The following is a 20,955-nucleotide window of genomic DNA, read 5'->3' as shown; positions in this document are numbered from 1 at the left end:
CTAAGCTATAAATAATGGTTTTTAAAATTCGTAAACCCTAATTAATTGAACGAAACTACTTGAAAATACCCAGTACGCTGAGAAGAATTCCGCCGCCGATGCAGAACAGGAGAATCCAGCCGGTGTTGATCTTCTTGCGTAGCATCCAGTACATCAGGAAGGTAAAGGCCAGTGGAATCATCTGGGGAAAGATACTATCCAGAGTCTTCTGCAGGTTAAACGCAGCCCCCATCTTGATTGGCGTTGTAATGCCAATCATGCTGGCGATCATGGCGCCGATAACCATCAGCCCAACGATGTTAACCAGATACATAACTCGGCTCATCAGTCCGCCACCCGTCAGTACCTTTAAGTACTTCTTACCAGCGGTGTAACCAAACTGGCCGCCCCAGTAAGTAACTGCAAATGATGGAATGATAGAGATGATCATCGCGAGAATCGGGCCAAGAATACTACCCTGACGTGCCAGGTTAATTCCTAAACTGAATGCCAAAATCCGGATAGTGCCTTGGAAGAATGAATCACCAACACCAGATAATGGACCCATCAAAGATGACTTGACGGCGTTAATTGACTCAGGATCAATCGATGAAGGATCCTTCGCGTACTGCTCTTCCATAGAGGCAGCTAGCCCGAGTACAAAAGAACTGGTCTGCGGGGTACAGTTGTAGAAAGCCATGTGCCGCTGGTAAGCTGCCTTTTTCTTTTCCAGATCTTCTGGCTTACTGTAAAGCTTGTTTAGAGTTGGTGCGATTCCCCACAGGAAACCCATGTTCATCTGCCGTTCGTAGTTCCATGATGCTTGAATAGCCCATGAGCGCCACAGGAACGACCAGCTCTTCTTGCGCAAGTCCTTCTTCTGCGCTGGAGTCATGGATTTAATTGAATCAGCCATTTCTAATCACTCCTTTCATCACAGTTCTTCCAGGTCATCATCGTCGTCATCGTCTCCGCCATCGTTACTCTCGGTTGAAGAGCTAACATTAGCTTCAGCGGCAGAAACCACTGGCTTATCACTCTTTCCGGTTTTAGGCAGAAATTCATTAACGATGAGAGCCAGAATCACAGCGAAGATAGCAATAGCGGTAACTGATAGGTTTGCGTATGCGGTAATGAAGAATCCTAAGAACAAGTAAACTGAGTTCTTCTTGTTCAACATGGTAGACATCAGTAACGCGAACCCAAAGGCAGGCAAAATCTTACTGGAAAGAGTCAATCCGTTGGTCAGCCAAGTAGGAATCACCTTAACAATTCGATCAACAACACCGGTACCAAAGTAAATCGCGAGGAATGTTGGGACGAAGTACATCAAGCTATAGAACACATTTCCCCAGACAACATGATAACTAAGTGCCCGGTTAAACTTACCCTTGTTGATATCAGCTTCAGCCATATGTGACAGGGTGGACATCGCCATCCGGACAACAATCCCGAGCAGCTGACCAAACACAGCAATTGGAATTGCGACAGTCAAGGCTGTCTGGGCATTTGTATTAGACAAGATAGCAAATGACGTTGCGATAATGGAACCTAGGACCATGTCGGTTGCAACAGCAGCACCAACATTCACAAGACCCATTGAGATCAATTCCAGTGAGGCGCCGACCATCAAACCCTTCGTGACATCACCTAGCACAATCGCGACCAGCGTACTTACAATCAGCGGACGCTCGAGGTTGGAACGACCCAACATACGCGAATCCAACATAGCGATAATGCTAATAATGCCAATTAGTAGCGCTTTTAAGAACATTCTGTTCACGCTCCTTTCTCCGTTTTCGGAGAGACAATACTTACATCGAGCTTTATAATTTATCGTTTAAAATATCTTTACTGGACGTTGGTACTTGCTGCATGTAAAGGGTGATTCCCATATTGGCTAACTCGCGACTTTTTTCGACTTCGTCATCCGTAAGGTAAATAGCATTGCTAAAGCGTTTTGCACCGGGACGATCAAGAATTCCGCCGTAATTAATTTCTGGTATGGCACCAAATTCTTTAATGAACTTGTAGGTCTCGGCGACGTTACCAAAGATAAGCATCGTGTTGTCCTTAAGCTTCTTAATCTTAGGAATTCGCTCAATTGCTTGGTCCACGCTGAACAAGCTGACTTTCATGTCTTGTGGTTTGGCTAGTTTCAGAGACATCCGCTTAAATTCATCTTCGGCAGACGCGGTATCGATAATAATAATCCGCTCAATTCCTTCAGCCTTAGTCCAAGAAAACATCACCTGACCGTGCATTAAACGGTGGTCAATTCGAACAAGTTTGATCATTACAAATCCTCCTTTCCTTGCTGATTAACCAATAGCTGATTTACATCAACCAAGCCACCTTGCGCTTGCTTGATTATGTTGGCTAACGACTCTTTATCTAGCGCACTGGTTTGTGCTAGCAACTGCAGTACAAGCGGTAGGTTCATTCCAGTGATGATTTCAACGTTCTTGTAGTCTTTAAGGAATTGCACCATCGTTGTGTTGACAGAACCACCCAGGACATCTGTGCAAATCACAAATTGTTCATCTGGGTAATGCTCCAATTCAGCCTCAATGCTGTAAACATATTCGGTTTCGTTGTTGTCAATGTACGCAGCATATGCACTTAGATTTGGCATATCACCCATGATGAATTTAACTGTGTCTTTCATGCCTAGGGCTAAACGCCCGTGGCTAACTAGAATGATTCGCATTGTAACGACCTCCCTTCTTCAATTTCGAACTGAATCATGGTGGTTATCGCCGCCTTCTTCATGTCCTTCAGCCTTACACTTATATATAAGCAAGGAGCGTGCCAGTTTTCGGCCCGCTCCTTTAAAAATTATTCTTTAATTCATTAAAGCCTATAACACCAGGCTTAGCCTTCTACAATATCGTCAATATAGCCGAGCTCCGATTTTGGAATCGTGACACTATATTTGTCTTCCACGACACTAAGCGCTGTTTTGAGATTATCTAGAACTTTAGTGTCGCACTGACTGTGTTCCCAGTCATAAGTCATAATTGGTTCATTACGGATCAACCGCTCGATCAGGCAGCTAACATGGACGTACAGCGCCATCCGCTTAGGGTTAGTTAATGGCTTCTTAGCTAAATCGACATAGCGTTCCATGACTACATCAATTGTGTCCATTACCCCACTGGCATCCAGAATCGTTAAGGAATTGATTACGCGTTCAATCGTAAAGTTGTGCAGAATTGTCTTGATAGCATCATCAATTTGCTTGGAATCAGCGACACTTCCCAGGGCCTCTTGAAGGAGCTCTGAATCTTCACCAACAATCAATTTTTCCAACGGCACGAACGGAACGCCATCAACCTTAGGATTAACCGTTCCGACAATTGCCAATACGTTATAGGCCTTTTCAAGAACCTTAATCTGGCTCTCCTGCCGAATCCTTCGATAATCATACGCATTTACGACCACGTCAAGCTTGTCCGCGAAACTCGTATCTAGTAAGTTCTTGATCTGATTAGCAGTCCCAATTCCGGTATTGCAGCAGGTAATAATCAGGTTTTTCTTCACCTTCTCAGGATAAATGACCCGACCATCACTCTTAATGCCCTCCACCGTGCTGTTCACGATTGTAGCGATATCCTTTTGGTGCATCACTTGGTCAGCAACAATCAGTGCCGTCTGTGTGGATACGTTAGTGATAATCCCAATTGGAAAATCAATCGTGCCATGAATGTACTTATGAATCCCCTCCAGAGAGCCCATGTCCACCATCAATATCATGCCCGATGAAATGGAGTGGCTGGCAATATAATCGGAAATTCGCTGGCCGATAGTTTCAACATCAATGTCCAGTGGCATGTCAATATAGCCAATGATTTGCTTGCCCACAATCCGGTTAACCACATTAGCAATACTGCTTGCCGTTGAATAGCCATGTGCTAACACAATACAGCGAATCGAATTATCTCGATTAACCTTAACTGCTTCTTGTAGATATAGCTGCAAGAATAGGCGGTCGACGACATCAATTGGTAGGGAAAGCGAAGTCTCGACCATCTTAGTGATTTCATCAGTAAACTTCGCGATTCGGGGTGATACCCCAGCCAATGTATCGCTAATTTTTGTCAGCAAGGCGTGGTCTTGAGCAGAAAGCATCCAGTACGAAAATTGTCTGTAGTAGAAAAAGTATGCGATGACCACCAGACTGTTACCGGAAAACTCAACTGAATAATCCGCCGCCAGTGAATCCAGCTTTACCTTCATAATTTTTTTAAGCAGATTTAGTGGGACCTCACCCCGGTCAATTACCTCACTAAAAATCATTTCGTCCGTTAAAGCATTAACTAAATCGGCACTAGTATCTAAGAACGAATCGTTCATGCCAAAGTGTTGATAATTATCAGCGATGCGGTTAAAGGTTTGCCGAATCTGATTATCTTGATCAGAGTCGTCGTCTATCAGTTCGGATAGGTCCATATCTGGTGAAACATCGACCGTCGAACTATCCCCAGTCAACCGTAAACGGGTCCCTTCGCTATCAGCATTGCTACCCCGCCAGATTTCGGCGGGAAGATCACTAACGTTGATATGCAGCCTACCGTCATTCTCAAGGTTCTCCGCTTTGGATAATGCGCTAGCAACAGTCAGCGTAATATGGTTCTTCATTTGACCCACATTGCTGTCGTAATGCTGACCTGTGAGTATTCCAAGCACTTGCTTACTGATTGCTAAAGTCCGATGTACGTGTTTAGCCTGGTTAAGGAAGAAGAGCTTGGTCAACCCTTCACGTTCAAACTGGGTTCTGTCATTAATGCCTGGGATTTCCACTTGAACGGGGATACGGCGAATGAAAGTCTGTAGAAATGTACTTTGCACATTTTCTGTCGTAGCGAAAATTAATCGTACCTGAACGTGATGGCTCGCCCTTGTCTCACCCAGTGGTGACACTACCCCATTGTCTAAGTACTCGAAGAGCTTTTCCTGACCCTTAGCCCCAAGACGGTGCACTTCATCAAGAAACAGCATTCCTTTGTCAGCACGATCAAACAAGCCACCACTATCACGGTCAGCACCAGTGTATGCACCGCGTTTATAGCCAAACAAAATACTAGCCAACAACTCTGGATTATCGGCATATTCGGCACAATTGAGATGCACAAACTGACTGTCGGTGCCCAGATAACCTTGTTGCACACAGTAGTTATAGAACATTTTTGCCAAAAATGACTTACCAGAACCTGTTGGCCCTGTGAGCAGAATTGGCAAACCAACCCCCGGATACCTAGCCGCCGCCTTCATGCGCTTTATCTGGGAAAACAGCGATTGCTGGGCGCCAATGACTTGTCCCAACGGATCTAATGGCGCCCTCTTCTGAGCAAACAGCTCCTCTATGGATGCATACTCACCCTTATTCGGCTTAACGCCTAGAACCCGAGTTAAGGCTTTGTACCCATAGAATCTAACTGGTCGTGTGTTAACCTTCACGGCAGCACCACTCTTAACCAATGTATTCAGATATTGACTGGCCGTATTTCTCTTGATGGCCACCGCCGTTGCAATCGCATCGGCAGTGACCACAACATCCTGAAGATCATCACCACTGCACAGGCGATCAATCTCTTCCAATACAGCATCCTGAATGTCCACTGCCATAAAAATAACCCCCTTAAATATAAAACGGTTTCAAAACAACCATACAACATGATCTTACCGTTTACAAATAAGGGGATATGGTGAAACAAATATTCTGATACTAAACCATAATCTAGTAACTAACTTTCCACATGTACCGCCGAGTGGTATACGGCTTCTTGATTTCTCTTGACAGTGCCCGCATGTAGACGTTGTTTAGGACTGGTGCAAAGATTACGTGATTAAAATACTCCGAAACCCGATCGTCAATGTCATTAAGGCCGATTTCCTTAGCATCAAGGACATACACTTTATCACCACCGAACCGCCGGTAAAAATCGAGTGCCCTTTCATCTGCTGCCCGGGTGCGGCCAACAGAAACCAGCTGGAAGATTGAGGTATTCTTATCTAAAGTCTCAAACGGACCGTGGAAATACTCCGCACTGTTCGTTGTTGGTGATGGAATCTGCAGCATCTCTTCGATATTACAAATGGAGAAAATATATGCTGCACCGTATGCCGGGCCACTACCAAGAACGAAAATTGGTTTGCGTTCAGCATTTTGCTTTGCCCACTTAATAGCCAACGGGGTCGTATTCTCAACGGCACGGCGGTAAATTGTATCCACACTATCAAAGGCGCTCATTGCCACTTCGTAGTCTGCATATCCATCAGTTTCATGAACTAAGGTCATGGCCAGCATTAAAGCAATGCTGGTGTTCGAGCGCTCAGTACGGCTCTCGTCAACGGCTAGACTTTCGTACTTAATTTTGAAATCAGCAACATCTGTTAACCGAGATTCATCAACATAAAGTGCAATTACAGTTGCTCCAGCATCCTTTGCCGCTTTGGCTGCATCACATGTCTCCGGAGTCCCACGCATCGAGCAAACGATTGCGAGTGTTGTCTGATCCACATATGCCGGTACCGCCAGTACAAACTCTTTACTGGTGAACATTTCTGAAGAAATTTTAACCGCATTATGGGTCATAAAATACTGTGCCGCATAAAAGCCGCCAAATGAGCCACCTGCTCCGATCCAGACAACCTTCTGTACCGGTTCATTTATCGTAGAGTTGACTTGTCCCAACACATCTTGAACTTCATCCTGAATTTTCACGATTTTTCCTCCTATTTTAGATACAACGCCATACAACTTTTGAGAACAGCTACATGATATACACCGCGCAGAGAAAATGCAAGCCCTTTCTTAAATTGAAAAATATTGAAGATATTAGCCACTCATTGTTGTATACTTACGCTGATACTAGCTATCCAGGAGGTTAGTCACAATGGTTGAGGCTACAGACAAAGAATCTTTGAAATCAAATACGTTGTACGGACAACTGGCGGATAAGCTCCGTAGTGAAATAACAAGTGGTAAATACAATTCTGGATCCAAGCTCCCAACTGAGTTTGAACTACGACGAGCGACTAATTTAAGTCGTAGCACTATCCGGCACGCCCTCGACCTATTAGTTAATGACGGGACTCTAGTTAAGATTCACGGCAAAGGAACTTTTGTCCGCGAGAACGTTAGCTCAGATACTCCGCGAACACAATTTCTCAGTTTAACCAGCAATGCCGAGCGACTGGGTGTCACTATGACAACTAAATTAGTAGATGCACGGTTAACAAGCCCGACCAAGAGCCAGCAAGAGTTTTTCACTATTGAGCCTACCAATCAATTAGTGGAGCTGACCCGCTTGCGTTATATAGACAATGAACCTTTTTGTGTTGAGACCAATTACTTCACTTCACAATATAAGTCACTCATTAACAAAAACCTCAGTGGCTCTCTCTACAAGTTGCTCAAGACTGATTACAAGATTGTTCCGGCGGGCGGTCACAAAACTTTTGCAATCGCATATGCGTCAGCAAACGAAGCTTTCCTGCTCCAAGTTGAACGCAACACGCCACTGATGGAAATTACGGATTATGTATACGGGCCAGCTAAAAAGCCACTGCACATTTCCAGACAAGTTATCCGTAGCGACAAATACAAATACGAGTTGCAAAGCTAGCTAAGCAACGCAAAAGATGATCACCAAGCAGCTCTGATCGCGATTACGAGAAACTTTCACATTTTGCTAGCTATTTCTTGGCGCGCATGGTATGCTATCACCAACGTAACTTAAACAGAGATTTGTCTTGCTTTGCATAATGAATTTTCTTTTCAAGCTTACTAGTTTACCGTCACATTTGTTTTCATAAAGGAGATTCATCTAATGCAGCAAGGTACAGTTAAATGGTTTAACGCTGACAAGGGCTTCGGCTTCATCACTGGTCAGGATGGCACAGATGTATTCGTACATTTCTCAGCTATCCAGGGCGATGGCTACAAGACCCTCGACGAAGGCCAAGCAGTTTCTTACGATGTTGAGCAGAGCGACCGCGGTCCTCAGGCTACCAACGTTAACAAGCTGTAATAACAATTAAGAGCACCGACCAAGGCTGTAGAGCTTTGGTTGGCGCTCTTTTTTTTGCACACAAGGTTCCGGGGCCGGACTATACTTTTTTCGGCAGATTCGAGACCTACTGCGTACTCTATAGATAATCGAGCAACACAATCCCCTCCCCCCGAAGAAAGCTGGCCCCCCAGCGACAGCGTGCAACACTAATCGCACGACAAAACGGATAGTCTCCATTTTTCAGGAGGCTACCCGTTTTTTGTCCTTTATTCTGAACCCAAGAACAACTTCAATTCATTTTACTTAGTTCAGCTTGCGCTTCCGCTCGCCGAGGCCGAGCAGTGCGAACAAACTAGCAAGCGCGAGCCCGATGATACTGGTGCTGCGGGCATCCCCGTCACCAGTCTGCGGCAAGCTGGCAGCCTTGCCATTTGTCCGGTTGCGGAATGCAGCGTCCTTCATTGTGGTACCGCCTTGCTTGCCACTACTTGCGACCGTCTCAGTACCCCCAAAGGTATCAGGCAGGCCAGGCCCATCGGTGTTGGACTGATCCGTGTCCGGGCCAAAAGTATCTGGGAGACCTGGGACGTCAGGTTCATCGGTATTTGGTTCGTCAGTGTTTGGTGTCTGCGGCCCATCTGTATCTGGCAGTTCTGGTGTCGTGTATGGTGGCACGTCCGTAGTTGTACTGGTTTCTGGAGTGTCAGGAGTTTGCGGCAGGTTCGGCACCATTTCAAAGTGTGGGAACTCCGGTACTTTTGGTGCTACAGGTGGCACTGGTTTATCCGGCACCTCGGGAACATCAACATAATGCGGTTCTTTTGGGGCAACAGCATCAGTTGGCTTTTCTGGCAAGCTTGGAACTACCTCCAAGCTCGGTGCAGTCGGTTCCTTTGGCGCGGTTGGGGCATCGCCGACTGGAATTGGGTCTGGCACCTGATCCAGCGTTGGGGCTTTTGGCGCTGTCGGTGCACTAGGTTCTGCAGGAACTTGCGGCACTACCTCTAGCATTGGCTCGCCCGGTTTAGTTGGTTCCGTTGGTTTGTCCGGCACCGGTACGTTTGGCGTGTAATCAGGCTGTGCTGGTTCAGTTGGTGCAACCGGTTCGTCTGGGACTGCCGGCACACTAACCGGGTTTGGCGGCGTCGGCAGGGTAGGCTTTGTCGGCTCACCAGGCACAATTTGCAGCGCCTGCAATGTCAGTTGCGGCTCGGTCGGCGCAGTTGGTTCAACCGGCTCTTCGCCTGGAAGGTCAGGCACCGTTACTGGCGTAGGTTTGGTAGGTGCGGTTGGGGCAACTGGTGCGGTGAGGTCCGGCATGAAGGTGTTCAAGGTAAACTTATCACCAATAAGCATCATGTCAGTGGGAGATACGACAAGATTCGTTGCTATACCGCCAAGATTTTCCTGCTTATCCATGTGGGAACTTGCGTATGCATTTGCCAAAACAACATCCATTTGCGTCATCAGGCCCCGGTAACCATACGTTTTAACAAGTTCCTCACCAGACTGGTTCTGCAGATTCTGAACAAAAGCAATGTCATACTCCGGCGTCATGTAATCACTCTGTTTGGTGGTAGTGGTACTTTCCATGAAGACGGCGTTCATTGTATCGACATCCGCATCCAACCGATCATGCAAGGCATTGATGTCAGCCGTATTTTGAGCGGAAGCCTTGTAGGTATCCAGTGCCGTCGACATGTCCTGAAGGGTTTGATTAATTGTTGCCATCATGTTTGCTTTGGCGGTATCAAGCGCGTTGTCGTAGTTGGCAATCATGTCCTTCGTGATGGGGTGTGCTTCTTTAGTCCCATCCATTGCGGTACCATCAATCGTGTCCGTGTTGTAAGTAGCGAAGTAATCCTGAATTGCCTTGTCAATATTCTCCTTGTTCACTACCTTCAGCTCATCGGGAATCCCGCTGTCCGCCATGGATTTGGTTACTGTCTTACCCTGCGCATCGACAGCCGTGTAGGAGATATCAACCGTTGTTCCACCGTGGTGACCGCTGAGTGTGCCACCGAAACCGCCCTTGTTAGTAGAGCCGTTGACATAATCATAGCCGCCGCCTGGATAGTATGGATCGTCGCCGTCACGAACGCCGACACCGTACTTTGCCTCCACCTTGTCGCTGAGATCGTCTCGAACTGTACTGAGTTTGCTCAGAAAGGTCTTTAGATTTGCCAGTGTTGTGGCATCCAGCTGTTCCAGCTTACCAGCTCGGATATCATCAAAGGGTACATTACCATTGGAATTATCAGCGAGCGCATTCTGCAGATCAAGAAACGCAATCCCCATTTCATCAATCGCGTAAGCTGGATCCCAGCCTTGCAGTGTGGTCAGTTGCCCATCAGCCTTGTCTTTCGCCGCCTCAAACAGCAATTTGGCATACGCGAGGACCTTTTGGTGATATGCTTCCTCATCGGCATTGTACTGGGCCAATTTTGCCTGGTAATCAGCCTCCGCATCCGCGTTCTGCTGGACGGCGTCATCGTGCGCCTTGACGGCCGCGTCATACGCAGCTTTTTGGGCCTTGTAGTTGGCCTCATCCTGTTCATACTGTGCTTCATCCTGCTCCCACTTGGCGTGAGCAGCGTCATATGCGGCCTGCGCCGTAGCATTAGCCTGACTTTTGGCAGTGTTTTGATCAATAATGTCCTGCCGGGCAGCGGAATCCGTGTAGTACTGCTGCAATTGTTGTGCATACTGCAGTAGCGCCTGGGCGTATGCTGCTTGGGCTTCAGTGTTGGCTGCCGTGGCATTGTCCGCGTTGGTTTTGGCCGTATCGTATGCAGTCTTCTTGGCGTTGTAATCTGCCACTGCGGTCTGGTAATCCGTTAGTGCGGCTTCATAATTGGCTTTTAGCGCAGCGTTGTCACTATCAATTTGCTCATTCTTAGCGGTTGCTTCATCGTAATCATCCTTAGCCGTGTTGTAGTCTGCCTCTGCGGTAGTGTATGCTTCCAGCTGCGCCAGGTAATCACTGTTGGCTTGGTTATTGGCCGCGACTGCCGCATCATGGTCGGCCTGTGCCTGCTCGTAAGTGGCCTTGTCCGCGTTGTACTTAGCCGTAGCCGCCGTGAAGACGTGCTGTGCTTGCTGGTATTCGTCTTCCTTGGCGGTGTTCGCGGCAGTTGTCGTCGCAATCTCCTGATCACGCTCTGCCGCTGCGGCGACTTGGGCATCATAAGCTGCCTGCGCCTGATTATAATCAGCAAGTTGCTGCTGGTAAGTTGCTTCAGCTTGGTCGTAAGCAGCCTGCTTTGCGGCGTTGCTAGCGGTGATTGCCTGCTGGTTCTGCTGGGCAGTTTGGTACGCTGCTTCTGCAGTCAGGTACGCCTGGTGCTTAGCATCGTATTCCGCCTTGGCCGCCTCATACTGTTGTTTCAGCTGTGTATTCTGCGCGGTCGCGGCCGTGTTTGCAGCCAGGGCCGCGTTGTATGCCGCCAGCTTGGTCTGGTAGTCAGCCTGCGCGGTCTTGTACGCAGCAAAATCGGCTTGGTACTGCTCTACTGCCTGCTGGTAAGCCTGGCCCTTCGCCATGTTGCTGGCGCGGATGGCGTCGATGTCTGCCTGCGTGACCGGCTTGCTTTGCGTTGGGGTTTCGGTCGCAGCAGCTGACGTTGAAGCACTCGCGGCAGTTGGCGCTTGCGTAGTAGCTGCCGCCGCCGTCTGGGCACCGTTTGTGGTCCCAGTGGCATCGGCGGTTGTGATTGCTGCTGTTCCATCAGTCGCCGCGGTGGTGCTGTCACTGGCGGTAGCTGCGGCACTGTCTGCGGTCGTGGTATCTGTAGCTGAACTCGTGTTTGTCTTCGCCGTGTCTGCAGCGCTCGTACCCTGCGGTTGGGCGGTATTCGCGCTTGCAGCGGCCGCCGAACCATCAGTGTTTACCTGAACGGTTCCCTCGTCAGCAGCAGCGGCCGCGGTGGTGCTTGGTGTTGCGAGCGCAATTGCACCTGCGCTCACAAACAAGGTTGCACCGACAAGCCAGAGCTTCCCGGCCTTGTACATCTTATAACGTTTCTTTACTTCACCATTCATCATCATCGCGGCCCCCCTGCAATATTTTGTGTGTTCAAATAAGTCCTTAACTAAGTTCCACGCATAGTGTAAAGCAGACAGTAATTACTTATCGTTCAAAAAAACTAAACTAATTTATGATTTTTTGGAACTATAAACGGACCCATTCCATAAGAATGAGCTGGTATCCACCTGAGTAGCTCCGTTATGATCGCCACACGGGCAATTTACAGATAAGCAACGCTAAATCAGAATAACGTTTGTTTCGTATTTAAATCTTATCTTAGGCATCATCTTTAGGGACGATGCTCGCTTAAACGCCAGTTAACAAGAAAACGGGCCGTCCCCTTCATTCAGGAAACGACCCGTTTCTTGCCCTTTATTATCAACCCAGTAACAACTTCAATCCATTTTGTCTCTAATTCTGTTCGCGCTTCCGCTCGCCAAGGCCAAGCAGTGCGAACACGCCGGCAACTGCGAGCCCGATGATGCTGGTGCTGCGCGCATCCCCATCACCCGTCTGCGGCAGGCTATCTGCCTTGCGCCCTGCTGCGCCGTTCGTCCGGTTGCGGAGTGCGGTCTGCTTAATCGTAGCAGCATTTTGCTTGCCAGAGACTGTGACTACTTCATCGCCGCCAAAGGTATCTGGTAGGCCGGGTTCATCAGCAGCGCTGTCCGTCTCCCCGCCAAAAGTATCTGGCAGCTCAGGGATATCTGCGGTTTCGGTATCAGCTGCGGCTTCCGGGCCATCCGTAGCGGGTAATTCTGGCGTGGTCACCGTCTGCTCTGGCAGCGCCTCCGCACCAGTATCCGTATCTGGCGTGTCCGGCGTCTGTGCCAGGCTTGGCACCTCTTCAAAATGTGGAAATTCCGGAGCAGTTGGGGCTACTGGTGCAACTGGCTTGTCCGGCACTGTAGAAAGCTTGACATACTGTGGCGCTACCGGAGCAGTTGCATCAACCGGCTTTTCGGGAACAGTTGGTACCGTGTCTAGTTCAAGTGGATCTGGTGCGGTAGGCGCGACTGGAGCTTCGCCAACTGTAATCGGATCTGGCACCGCAGTGTACGTTGGTGCAGCAGGTGCTTTTGGTGCAGTGGGTTCACTAGGAACATCTGGAACCACAGCCAGACTTGGCTTGGTTGGCGCAGTTGGTTCAGTTGGTTCTTCCGGCACTTCCACGTGGGCTGTGTAGGTAGGTTTCGTTGGCTCAGTCGGCTTGGTTGGCGGGGTCGGAACAGTAACCACGGTTGGCGTCGGTGGAGTTGGTTCGGTCGGTGGGATTGGTTCGTCCGGCACCGCAGCTAATGGTGTAGTTTGGGCTGGAGCCGGTTCAGTCGGCGCAACCGGATCATCCGTTGGCACTTCAGGCACATCAACGAAGCTTGGTTCATCCGGCTTGGTCGGTTCGTCCGGTACGGTTGGCACAGTTGCCTTCTTCTGCAGCTTCAGAAGTGGTTCAACTGGTGGGGTCGGTTCAACCGGTTTTTCCGGGACCGTTGGCAGTTTCTCTAGGGTTGGTTCAGTTGGCGCTGTTGACTCGTACGGCGGGAGCAGTACTGGAATGATGGTTGTCGGCGTAAACGCCCCGAGCTTAATTTCTGTGTTGGCCGGAATCGGTGCTGTCAGCGATACCTTGTAATCTGCTGGGTAATCGGCTTTAGTTTGACCAGCATAGGCATTTGCAATGGCGTTATCCATTTGGACCATTAAGCCCCGGTAGCCGTATGTCTGAACTAACTGCTCACCGCTTTGATTCTGCAAGTCATTGACAAAATCTGCCTTGGTTGGCGCATTAGCACCACTTCTGCTCTCAGCGAAAACGTCTGCTAAGGTCTTAGCATCAGCATTGAGCTGGGCAATCATAGTACTGCTGGTAGTTGGATCGGCCTTGTAAGCATCCAAAGCAGTGCTCATATCTTGCAGCGTCTGCTTGATTTTGGTAGTCATGCTCGTCTTCGCGGCTGTTAGTGCATCATCGTAGTTTTTGACCATCTCCGCGGTGATTGTCGCCGGCGCGGTTGCAGTCGGATCGGCGGCACTAGCATCAAACGAATCCGTTCCGTTGGTTGCAAAGTAGTCTTGAATGGCCTTGTCGATGTTGGCTTTCGTAACGGTTGCCAAACTTGTCGGCACATTGCTCTTCGTTAAATCAGTAGTGACAGCCTTGCCGTCTGCGTCCGTTACAGAATACGAGTAGTCAATGTTGAGGGTCCCATTTACTGCCGGAGTTTTAGGATCAGGATTGGTATTATACGTTGCCGACATGTCATTGACGTAATCGTAGCCCCGGTCTAAGTACCAGGTATCACCTTTGACTGTTGTTGACGCTCCGTACTTAGCGGTAATGCGGTCCTTGAAATCCTGCCGAACAGCACTTACCTTAGTAATCAAGTCCTTGAGCGTAGCCAGCGTGCTTGGATCCAGCTGGTCCAGCTTTCCGGCACGGAAGTCAGCAAATGAAGTGCTGCCGGCATCATCCGTCGTTGCTTGCTGGAAATCAAGCAAGTTCGTCGCGATTTCATCCAAAATAAGAGCGGGCTGCAGGCCCGACAGTGTCGTAAAGGAGCCGTTTGTCTTATCTTCTTCAAATAACGGCAACAGACTGTCGTACTCCGCCTTGGCCACCTTGTAGTTCGCTTCATCAGTCTCATGGTAGGCAAGCGCATCCTGGTATTTTTTCGTCTTCGCATCATTCCGCGCAACGGCAGCATCATATGCATGCTGCGCAGACTCATACGTGTACCGCGCAGAATCGTATGCCGTTTTTTCAGGTTGGTAATGATTCTGAGCCAGCTTAAACAACACTTCGGCAGCCTTATGCGCGGCGGTTGCATTTGCGTTGAGTACATCAATCTTGGCGTTTTCTGCTTCTGCAGCTGTCTTAGCCGCAACAGCCTGGTCATACTCAGCCTTGGCCGTCTGGTAGTCGGCAAGTGCCTGCTGGTAGTCAGCCGCCAGCTTCTCGTTCGTGGCGGTCGCTTCCGCAGCGGCCGTCTCCTTAGCCTGCTTGTCCGCAACGGCAGCGTTGTAGTCAGCCAGCTGCTGATTGTAAGCTGACTTGGCCGCGTTGTAGGCTGCAGTTGCGGCATCATTTGCCTTCTGTGTGGCGGTATTTTGCGTGATGATCGCGTTCCGCGCATCGACATCAGCTTGGTACTGCGCCATTTTGGTTGCGTACTGCTCCATGGCCTGCGTGTAGGCCGTTTGCGCAGCAGCGTAATCAGTAGCTGCGGTGTCGGCAGCTGCCTTTGCCGTTTCGTATGCCGCTTCTTTGGTGTTGTAATCCGCAAGTGCGGTCTGGTAAGCCGTCTGGTCGGCATCATAACTGGCTTTTAGGGCCGCATTATCCTTATCAATTTGGTCATTCTGAGCCGTTGCCTTATCAAATGCGTCCTTAGCTGTGTTGTAGGCTTTTTCTGCGGCATTGTACGCTTCCAGGTCCGCAACGTAATCAGTGGTTTTCTTCGTGTTGTCAGCAACCGTCTTGTCATGCGCCGCTTTGGCTTCATCATACGCTGCCTTGTCGGCGTTGTACTTGGTCGTTGCGGCTTCAAAAGCGGCCTGTTGCTGCTGATACTGCTCTTCCTTCGCAATGTTTTCGGCATTGGCGCTAGTGATTTCCTGATTCCGCTGCGCCGCTGCTGCCACTTCGGCATCATGTGTTGCCTGGGCCTGATTGTAGTCAGCCAGTTTCTGCTGGTAAGTCGTCTGGGCCTGGTCGTATGCGGCCTGTTTGGTTGCGTTGCTATCCGTCACCGCCTGCTGATTCTGCTTAGCCGTTTCGTAGGTTGCTTCAGCATCCAGATAAGCCTGATGTTTTGCATCGTATTCCGCCTTAGCCGCCTCGTACTGCTGCTTCAGCTGGGCGTTCTGCTCAGTTGCCGTTTTGTTTGCGGCGATGGCAGCGTTGTATTCCGCCAGCTTGGTCTGGTAATCGGCCTGGGCAGCCTTGTACGCCGCAAGGTCACTCTGATACTGCTGCACCGCCTGCTGGTATGCTTGCCCTTTTGCCATGTTGCTGGCCTTAACAGCGTCGATGTCCGCCTGCGTTACCGGCTTGCTACTTGTGGCTGCTGTATCCGTCTGCGCACCGCTTGCGGTCCCAGCCGCCGCAGTGCTCGCAGTAGTATTGCTAGTTGCAACCTGAACCGGGCTCTCCTCCGCGGCGGCTACCGTGTTGCCTGGTGGTGTTGCGATGGCAATTGCGCCCGCGCTCACAAACAAAGTTGCGCCGACAAGCCATAGCTTTCCGGCTTTGTACATCTTATAACGCTTCTTAACTTCTCCATCCATAATTGCGGCCCCCTGCAATATCTTGCATATCGGATTACCTGATTAACTATGTTCCACGCACAGTGTAAAGCAGAAGGCAATTGCTTATGATTCTAAATATCTAAACTAATTTATGATTTTTTGCACGTGCAAATGGGCCCGGGCAGCACAATAATGGCTAAATATGCAAAATTCAAGGGCCAACAAACAGTGATTTTGACTTGCTAAGTGCTAGTTTGTGAAACATTTGCTTTTATAGCCGCAACTGAAGCAAATATTAGTTGCGTCTTAACGGATAAGTCCATATTTTTTGAAAGCGCTGCCTATTTTTACTGATTTACTTCGCAATTTGTGATAGCGTTAACAATGTATAAAGCTCGTTTACTTTGGAGGCATTAATAATGGAAAAGTTACGCAGAATGCCAGTGATCTGGCAGGCAATCGTCTTCGCCTTTCTCTACGAAATCATCGGCGAACTCGGCTTCAGCATCATCTTCCGTACCATCATCGCACCCGGAACTTTCATCGCACCAGGCATGCTGAGCCTGATCGTGTACAAATTCTTTGCGGTGCTGCTCATTATCGGAATGAACTGGCTGTTTATCGGCCAGAAAATCTATTTTGGCAACTTCCACCTGCTAACTTGGGTGCTGCTGGTGGTGCTGTGGCTCGCGGAGAGCGCGCTGCTGACGCAGATCCACGGCATTGGCCACTTGCCATGGGCCATCACCATGGCGCTGATTCCCGGCTTCGTTGAGGAGCTGGGGATGCGTGGCGTCGTTTTCGGCGCATTGCTGAATCGGCTCAAGGGGCAACACGCCCAGATTAACGCCTTCATCATCTCGGCGGTTCTCTTCGCCCTCCTGCACCTGATCAACCTGACCGGCGAAAACTTCACCGCGGTCCTCATCCAGATGATCAGCGCACTGGGTAGCGGCTTCCTGATGGCCGCGATTTACGAGCGCAGCGGCAACCTGCTGGCGGCAATGGCCTACCATTTTTCCTATGATTACATCACAATCGGAATCGGCATGCCGGGTGGCCACAGCAACGCCACCTTGTCGATCGCACAAATTGTCTTCCTCCTCGTGCTGGTCGTGGTTGAAACTGCGGCGGCAATCTTGATTGTCCGCCTCGGCAAGCCCGACCACCGTGACCGCCTGCTGGTCAAAATGGGTAAGCAGAGCAATAGCAAGTATATGAAACGGTGGACGACAAAATAATCGGCAATAATTACGGTCCGGCTCACGCAGCCGGGCCTTTTTTTGACCGCGCAAAAAGACCCCCGAATCACTTCGGAGGTCTCCTGCTAGTCCTATTTCAATGATTACTTAGCTTTGTTGGTTGTGCCGACAAAGTTGATCATGTTGCCTGGGCTGTAAGGCATGTGCTTGATGGTCTTCTTGGTCAGGTGAGCTTCACCTGTCTGGTAGAGACCGATGACACCCTGCTGGCCAGCAAGAGTTTCGTCAGCATCCTTGAGGTCATCCCAACGCTTTTGAACGTCAGCGGCATCAGTTGTCTTGGAAGCCTTGATGTCAGCATCGTACTTAGCGCTGCTCCATTCACCCATGTTGTAGCTGTTGCCAGTTGTGAACAGGTCGAGGAAGCTGATTGCGTCTGGGAAGTCAGCCTGCCATGAGGAAACAACGACGTCAGCCTGGTGGTCAAGAGAAAGCTGAACACGAGTCTTGAATGGTACAGACTTGTTAGTAACCTTGATGCCAGGAAGAGCCTTGGTCCATGCACCGATCAGGTATTCACTGGTCTTCTTAGCAACGTCAGTGTCGTCGCCGAGAAGTGTGAACTGAACGTGGTCAGTCCCAAGTTCCTTGAGACCTTCCTTGTAAAGCTTGGTGGCCTTCTTCACATCGTAGTCGGATTCAGAAGCGTACTTCTTGGATGCGGCTGTAGCAAAGTCTTCGCCGGTCTTGTCGTTGCTGAAGAGACCTTCAGGAACAACCTGGCTGATTGGCTTAGAACCATCACCGAGGACCTTCTTGATGAATTCCTTACGGTTGATGGCCAGGGACATAGCTTCACGGATCTTCTCGTTGCCGAGAGCTGGAACCCGCTTAGCGTTCATTTCGAGGTAAGTTGTCCGGCCCTGTTCAACGGTGTTGTAGTCAGCGTTGTTACGCATCTGGCTAGCTGTGTCACCGGAGATAACAGCGTCATCGAGCTTGCCATCCTGGTAAAGGTTAAGGGCAGTAGTGGTGTCCTTAACAACCTGGGTCTTGATCTTACCAACGTGAACGTTCTTAGCGTTCCAGTACTTAGGGTTCTTGGTTTCGGTCCAAGTGTTAGATGAACCGTTCCATTTGCTCAAAGTGTAAGGTCCGTTGAAGGTCAAGGTCTTGGAGCTCGTTGCGAACTTCTTGCCGTACTTATCAACAGTAGACTTTTCAACAGGGTTGAATACTTGCAGAGTAATCATCTTGTTGAAGTATGGCATTACGCGTTCCAAGGTAACCTGGAATGTGTACTTGCCGGTTGCCTTTACGCCCAGAGTTGATGGAGCCTTCTTGCCGGCCGTGATGGCATCGGCATTCTTGATCCCACTAGCAATGTAGGCATATTCGGACTTGGTCTTAGGGTCGACCAGACGCCGCCATGAGTAAACAAAATCCTTTGCAGTAACGGTCTTACCGTCAGACCACTTAGTACCCGGACGAAGGGTATATGTATAGGTCTTCTTGTCTTTAGAAACCTTAGGCAATGATTTAGCAACATCAGCCTGAAGCTTTTTACCGTCATAGCGAAGCAGCCCCGCGCCAGTATCCTGCAGAACCTGTCCGGAAATAGCATCGGTCGCCATCTGTGGATCCATGGTTGCGATAACATCTTTAGACATACGGTTAATGGTTTGGGTCTTGCTTGCACTTGAACTGGAGCTGCCGCAAGCGGCGAGGACCAGTGTCAGTGACGTCGCCATGACGCCAAGCCACAATGGTTTCTTCTTCATGAGAATTTCCCCCTTAGGAATATTTGATAGGATTAGAATACCTCACATTTACCAAGATGTATACTAATTTTTGCAATTTTCCCACAATTTTCGTCACAATTTGTTCATGATGACATGACTGGTGTTCATTGTACGGCGTATTAACCGAATTTGTCGCATTCATGGTTCCACGCCAAAAGCCCGTCTTATCGGCATTCGTACCGACTTTTTAGCCCATTCCGCGTAAATGTGCGTAGATTTCACACATCTAAGCATTTTTCTAATATTATCTGTCACAGCACCCGCTTACACGGGCCGTTTGCAGTCGAAAGTGACATAATAGTTTGTGCACTTCTCATTTTAATTAAGGCCTGCAGCAAGGATTCACTTATTCTGCTCTCAGGCGAGAAATGCAAAAGTAGGGCCCCTCACCGTGTTGGCGAGAGGCCCTACTACTTTTGCTCACAAAATTGGGGACTGACTACTATTCATCATCGCGCTTGCGCTTAGCTCCCAGTCCGAACAGACCGAGCAGCGTTGCGAGGGCAAGACCGATCATACTGGTCCGGGTTGCATCGCCGTCACCGGTTTGCGGCAGGTCAGCCTGCTGGTTAGCAGATCTGCTGGTTGTGCCAGCTGCTTGCTGCGCCGCGGCAATCCGGGTATTGCTTTGAGCCTTGCCCGCAGCGACAAGCTTCTTGCCGTCCTTGTGCTGACCGTTGCTGATTGTAGAACCGTCAGCGTTGGTGTCTGGCAGTGTTGCATCGCCATCATCTGGGCCAAAGGTGTCCGGCAGGTTAATGTTTTCGCTGCCATCATCCGTATCCCCTTGGTTGGTGCTGTTGCCATTTGTGTCTGGCAGGGTGCCTGGCGTGTTCGTGTCCGGCAGACCGTCAGGAGTGGTGTTGGTGCCTGTATCGGTATCGGTGCCAGTGTTCGTATTGCCACCATTACCGGTATTACCAGTGTTGTCAGTGTTGCCGTTGTCAGTCTGGTTACCCGCTTCGTTAGCGGCTTTAATCGCAGCAGCGACCTTGTCGGCAGCTGCCTTAATGTCGGCAGTAGTCTTGGTACTGTTATCAGCTGCGGTCGTGGTAGCGTGGTAATCCGCGATTGCCTGGGCCACGGTTGCATTTTGGGCAACATTTCCGGCACTGGCAACCACCTCGTCACCGGCAGTTTTAGCTTCTTCGCGGGCCTGCTTAGCATCGGCAATGGCCTTGGTGTAGTCCTCAGCCGCCTTGTTAACGTCTGCAGTCGTGCTGGTTGCATTATTAACAACATTTTCGAGCGCAGTCTTGGCGTTCTGAACTGGCTGCTCGTTAGATACCGGGTTGGCATCGGTGTTCAGAGCCGTATTACCGGCATCCTTCGCATCATCGCGAGCCTGCTTGGCATCGTCAATGGCCTTGCTGTAATCCTCAGCTGCCTTGTTGATGTCCTCCGTGGTGCTGCTTGGATCATCAACGGTGTTCTGGAGCTTGTCTTTAGCATCTTGGACCGGCTGCTCGTTTTCGACTGGACTTGCATCCTGGTTCAGAGCCGTGTTGCCGGCATCCTTAGCATCGTCACGTGCATCCTTGGCATCATCGATAGCCTTGGTGTAATCCTCGGCTGCCTTCTTGATGTCCTCCGTGGTGCTGTTTGGATCATCAACGGTGTTCTGGAGCTTGTCTTTAGCATCTTGGACCGGCTGCTCGTTTTCGACTGGACTTGCATCC

At 49.6% G+C, this 20,955-nt stretch carries 13 protein-coding genes; 3 read left to right on the top strand and 10 right to left on the bottom strand.

Annotation, left to right across the window (positions count from 1 at the left end; translation table 11 throughout):
- Positions 1-55: 55 nt before the first annotated feature.
- From GN107_RS05095 to GN107_RS05070, 6 genes are all read right to left on the bottom strand, one after another.
- Positions 56-895, bottom strand: coding sequence for a PTS system mannose/fructose/sorbose family transporter subunit IID (locus GN107_RS05095; protein ID WP_155286906.1), 840 nt, complete (start codon positions 893-895; stop codon positions 56-58).
- Between the two features lie 18 nt (positions 896-913).
- Positions 914-1,753, bottom strand: coding sequence for a PTS mannose/fructose/sorbose/N-acetylgalactosamine transporter subunit IIC (locus tag GN107_RS05090; protein ID WP_155286907.1), 840 nt, complete (start codon positions 1,751-1,753; stop codon positions 914-916).
- Between the two features lie 52 nt (positions 1,754-1,805).
- The gene (locus GN107_RS05085) at positions 1,806-2,276 is read right to left on the bottom strand and encodes a PTS sugar transporter subunit IIB (protein WP_155286908.1); all 471 of its coding nucleotides are present in this window, start codon (positions 2,274-2,276) and stop codon (positions 1,806-1,808) included.
- Positions 2,276-2,689: a PTS sugar transporter subunit IIA gene (locus GN107_RS05080; protein ID WP_155286909.1), complete on the bottom strand. Its 414-nt coding sequence runs from the start codon at positions 2,687-2,689 to the stop codon at positions 2,276-2,278. Before GN107_RS05080 ends, GN107_RS05085 begins: the two co-directional genes overlap by 1 nt.
- 164 nt (positions 2,690-2,853) lie before the next feature.
- Complete coding sequence (locus tag GN107_RS05075; protein WP_155286910.1) at positions 2,854-5,607, bottom strand: sigma 54-interacting transcriptional regulator; 2,754 nt, start codon at positions 5,605-5,607, stop codon at positions 2,854-2,856.
- A gap of 112 nt (positions 5,608-5,719) precedes the next feature.
- Positions 5,720-6,706 carry an SIS domain-containing protein gene (locus tag GN107_RS05070; protein ID WP_155286911.1) on the bottom strand — a complete coding sequence of 329 codons (987 nt, stop codon included), beginning with the start codon at positions 6,704-6,706 and terminating at the stop codon, positions 5,720-5,722.
- 172 nt (positions 6,707-6,878) lie between these two features.
- Between GN107_RS05070 and GN107_RS05065 the strand changes: the two genes are divergently transcribed.
- Positions 6,879-7,610: a GntR family transcriptional regulator gene (locus GN107_RS05065; RefSeq protein WP_155286912.1), complete on the top strand. Its 732-nt coding sequence runs from the start codon at positions 6,879-6,881 to the stop codon at positions 7,608-7,610.
- 204 nt (positions 7,611-7,814) lie between these two features.
- On the top strand, positions 7,815-8,015 hold the full coding sequence (locus tag GN107_RS05060) for a cold-shock protein (RefSeq protein ID WP_155286913.1): 201 nt from the start codon (positions 7,815-7,817) through the stop codon (positions 8,013-8,015).
- A gap of 285 nt (positions 8,016-8,300) precedes the next feature.
- Here the strand turns inward: GN107_RS05060 and GN107_RS05055 are convergent, their stop codons facing one another.
- Positions 8,301-12,044: a KxYKxGKxW signal peptide domain-containing protein gene (locus GN107_RS05055; RefSeq protein WP_155286914.1), complete on the bottom strand. Its 3,744-nt coding sequence runs from the start codon at positions 12,042-12,044 to the stop codon at positions 8,301-8,303.
- A 391-nt stretch (positions 12,045-12,435) separates the two neighbouring features.
- Complete coding sequence (locus GN107_RS05050; protein WP_155286915.1) at positions 12,436-16,311, bottom strand: KxYKxGKxW signal peptide domain-containing protein; 3,876 nt, start codon at positions 16,309-16,311, stop codon at positions 12,436-12,438.
- A gap of 380 nt (positions 16,312-16,691) precedes the next feature.
- Here GN107_RS05050 and GN107_RS05045 point away from each other — a divergent pair, with 380 nt between their 5' ends.
- Positions 16,692-17,513 carry a CPBP family intramembrane glutamic endopeptidase gene (locus GN107_RS05045; protein WP_155286916.1) on the top strand — a complete coding sequence of 274 codons (822 nt, stop codon included), beginning with the start codon at positions 16,692-16,694 and terminating at the stop codon, positions 17,511-17,513.
- Positions 17,514-17,617: 104 nt separating this feature from the next.
- Here the strand turns inward: GN107_RS05045 and GN107_RS05040 are convergent, their stop codons facing one another.
- Together GN107_RS05040 and GN107_RS05035 are read right to left on the bottom strand one after the other, a co-directional pair.
- On the bottom strand, positions 17,618-19,255 hold the full coding sequence (locus tag GN107_RS05040) for a peptide ABC transporter substrate-binding protein (protein WP_155286917.1): 1,638 nt from the start codon (positions 19,253-19,255) through the stop codon (positions 17,618-17,620).
- Positions 19,256-19,718: 463 nt separating this feature from the next.
- Positions 19,719-20,955 (bottom strand): LPXTG cell wall anchor domain-containing protein (locus GN107_RS05035; RefSeq protein WP_155286918.1); only part of this gene is annotated, 1,237 nt, incomplete at its 5' end.

This window comes from Lacticaseibacillus zhaodongensis (genome assembly GCF_009687905.1).
Classification (GTDB): domain Bacteria; phylum Bacillota; class Bacilli; order Lactobacillales; family Lactobacillaceae; genus Lacticaseibacillus; species Lacticaseibacillus zhaodongensis.
Note: the sequence above shows the minus strand (reverse complement) of the source record. Positions and strands in the feature narration are given on the sequence as shown.

What these genes read in the sequence shown, in the direction of transcription:
- GN107_RS05095 (WP_155286906.1), bottom strand. Translation starts at nt 895, where the DNA reads ATGGCTGATTCAATTAAATCCATGACTCCAGCGCAGAAGAAGGACTTG.
- GN107_RS05090 (WP_155286907.1), bottom strand. Translation starts at nt 1,753, where the DNA reads ATGTTCTTAAAAGCGCTACTAATTGGCATTATTAGCATTATCGCTATG.
- GN107_RS05085 (WP_155286908.1), bottom strand. Translation starts at nt 2,276, where the DNA reads ATGATCAAACTTGTTCGAATTGACCACCGTTTAATGCACGGTCAGGTG.
- GN107_RS05080 (WP_155286909.1), bottom strand. Translation starts at nt 2,689, where the DNA reads ATGCGAATCATTCTAGTTAGCCACGGGCGTTTAGCCCTAGGCATGAAA.
- GN107_RS05075 (WP_155286910.1), bottom strand. Translation starts at nt 5,607, where the DNA reads ATGGCAGTGGACATTCAGGATGCTGTATTGGAAGAGATTGATCGCCTG.
- GN107_RS05065 (WP_155286912.1), top strand. Translation starts at nt 6,879, where the DNA reads ATGGTTGAGGCTACAGACAAAGAATCTTTGAAATCAAATACGTTGTAC.
- GN107_RS05060 (WP_155286913.1), top strand. Translation starts at nt 7,815, where the DNA reads ATGCAGCAAGGTACAGTTAAATGGTTTAACGCTGACAAGGGCTTCGGC.
- GN107_RS05055 (WP_155286914.1), bottom strand. Translation starts at nt 12,044, where the DNA reads ATGATGATGAATGGTGAAGTAAAGAAACGTTATAAGATGTACAAGGCC.
- GN107_RS05050 (WP_155286915.1), bottom strand. Translation starts at nt 16,311, where the DNA reads ATGGATGGAGAAGTTAAGAAGCGTTATAAGATGTACAAAGCCGGAAAG.
- GN107_RS05045 (WP_155286916.1), top strand. Translation starts at nt 16,692, where the DNA reads ATGGAAAAGTTACGCAGAATGCCAGTGATCTGGCAGGCAATCGTCTTC.
- GN107_RS05040 (WP_155286917.1), bottom strand. Translation starts at nt 19,255, where the DNA reads ATGAAGAAGAAACCATTGTGGCTTGGCGTCATGGCGACGTCACTGACA.